Below are 2,000 nucleotides of genomic sequence, written 5' to 3' on the forward strand. Positions count from 1 at the left end.
TAGCCTATTTTTAAGTAATCACATTTTAGTATATGTGCTTATCAGCATTCTGTTCTGCTATCTGTTTGAATTCCTTGAAATGAGCCTGGAATAATAATACCACCTTTGGATCAAACTGTTTACCACTCTGGCTTACTATCTCGGTATAAGCCTCCTCCATAGACCAGCCTTTCTTGTAGTATCTTGCTGATGTAAGGGCATCGAATACATCACATACAGCCATAAGCCTGCTGATATATGCGATCTCGTCTCCCTTCATATGCAGATATCCAGAGCCATCCCACTTCTCATGATGTTCCTTGGCAATCGTTCTTGCAATCTGAAGGATCTGTCCCGGACATTTTGAGAGAAGAGCGTCGCCATATAATACATGACTCTTCATAATGGCGAACTCCTCATCTGTAAGACGGGAAGGTTTGTTGAGTATTTCTTCGCTGATCATCAGTTTGCCGATATCGTGCATCATGGCTGCGGTTGAAAGCATGTCAACATAATCGTCATCAAAACCGGATGCCTTTCCAAGAACCTCCATGTATTTTGCAACTCTCTTGATGTGCTCACCTGTTGATTTTGACTTGCTCTCTGAGAGCTCGGCAAACGCATATATAAGTTCCTTCTGATTAGTCTTGACCTCTTCAGCATGGTCTATAACATTATTGAGCATTGTTGAGTTTCTTGATACTATGAAATATGATACAAATGACATGATAAAAATGGCTATAACACATGGCGCTATGACCAGTATCATATTGTCGGCAAAATCATCATGTGCGGGTGGAATAACAAGATCACATAATCTGTAATTGACTATATCTGCAGCGAATACACCGACTGTAGATAAAAGCGCAGTATAGAGAACCATTGTCTTGTTATAATAAAGGGAAGCTACAAGCATAGGAAATATCCAGACGATCATAGCTGTGTACGATAAAGTTGTATTGAGTATGGAGCATATGAGTACAGCCAATGCAATTACCACATATTTTATACATTTGCCCTCATTGTTCTTAAGTAGATCAATAAAAATCGTAGGTATAAGGGTCAGAATACAGCATACTCCCATGCAGGAACACAGGAGCACTATATTGCACTGCCCTCCAATATATGTAAATACCCAGTACAAAAGTATCAATATAGCAAAAAGCCTCATACATTTGGAGGCAATATGATTGATCTTGATATAATTGTCGCTTAATAGCCTGTTACTCTCCATGTTTTAATCCCCAAATTCTTACTTGCAACCCAATCTTATTTTAAACTGAATATCTTATATGCTGTCCAGAGATATAATATCTCCGTCACTCCATATCTTCTCTATGTTGTAGAATCTTCTTGATTCTTCAGAAAATATATGGATTATTATATCATAATAATCCAGCAAAATCCATCCACCTTCAGAATATCCCTCCACTCCCTTGTGGGAATATCCAGCTTCGTGCATATTGTCCTCAACATTATCGCTGAGTGCCTGAACCTGTTTTTTATTTGTTCCGTCAGCTATCACTATATAATCACATAAGGTTGAAATTCTGCTTATGTCTATGATCTTAATGTCAAATGCTTTTTTATCCTCAAGAGCAGCACATGCTATCTTGAGCATCTCTCTGGAATCTGCCATATTAGTCCTCACTGTTCAATGATGTATAATATTTATATGTCCGGACAGACACTTCGTCCGTGTCTCCACAGCTGCCACTGTCCAGATAAGTTAAAGTATTCTTTAATATGTGGGCCACCGAAGCGTCAATATCGGAGAATGCCTCATTTCTTATTTCATCTATCTCCGGCAAAGGCTTACGGTTCGGCTCTATATAGTCAGCCACAAAAACAATCTTTTCCAGAAGCGACATAGCCGGTCTTCCAGTTGTATGGAATTCTATAGCCGATCGGATGTCCTCATCGTCAACTCCGTATTTTTCTCTTGCGTAATATGCTCCCAGCTTTGCGTGTAAAAGCTCAGGGTTAGCAAATTCGACCTGGCTTATTGGAAGTCCGTGTTT

The 2,000-nt window shown here is 39.4% G+C and carries 3 protein-coding genes; all 3 read right to left on the minus strand.

Going from position 1 to position 2,000, the window contains the following annotated elements; translation table 11 throughout:
* Positions 1–25 precede the first annotated feature (25 nt).
* A complete protein-coding gene (locus CCU_RS12690; RefSeq protein ID WP_015534941.1) occupies positions 26–1,213 on the minus strand; it encodes an HD-GYP domain-containing protein in 1,188 nt (395 codons plus the stop codon).
* 54 nt (positions 1,214–1,267) lie between these two features.
* Positions 1,268–1,618: a ribosome silencing factor gene (gene rsfS / locus CCU_RS12695; protein WP_015534942.1), complete on the minus strand. Its 351-nt coding sequence runs from the start codon at positions 1,616–1,618 to the stop codon at positions 1,268–1,270.
* 1 nt (position 1,619) lies between these two features.
* A partial coding sequence (gene yqeK, locus CCU_RS12700; protein ID WP_208896254.1) for a bis(5'-nucleosyl)-tetraphosphatase (symmetrical) YqeK occupies positions 1,620–2,000 on the minus strand: 381 nt, incomplete at its 5' end.

The organism is Coprococcus sp. ART55/1 (assembly GCF_000210595.1).
In the GTDB taxonomy this organism is placed as follows: Bacteria; Bacillota; Clostridia; order Lachnospirales; family Lachnospiraceae; genus Coprococcus; species Coprococcus aceti.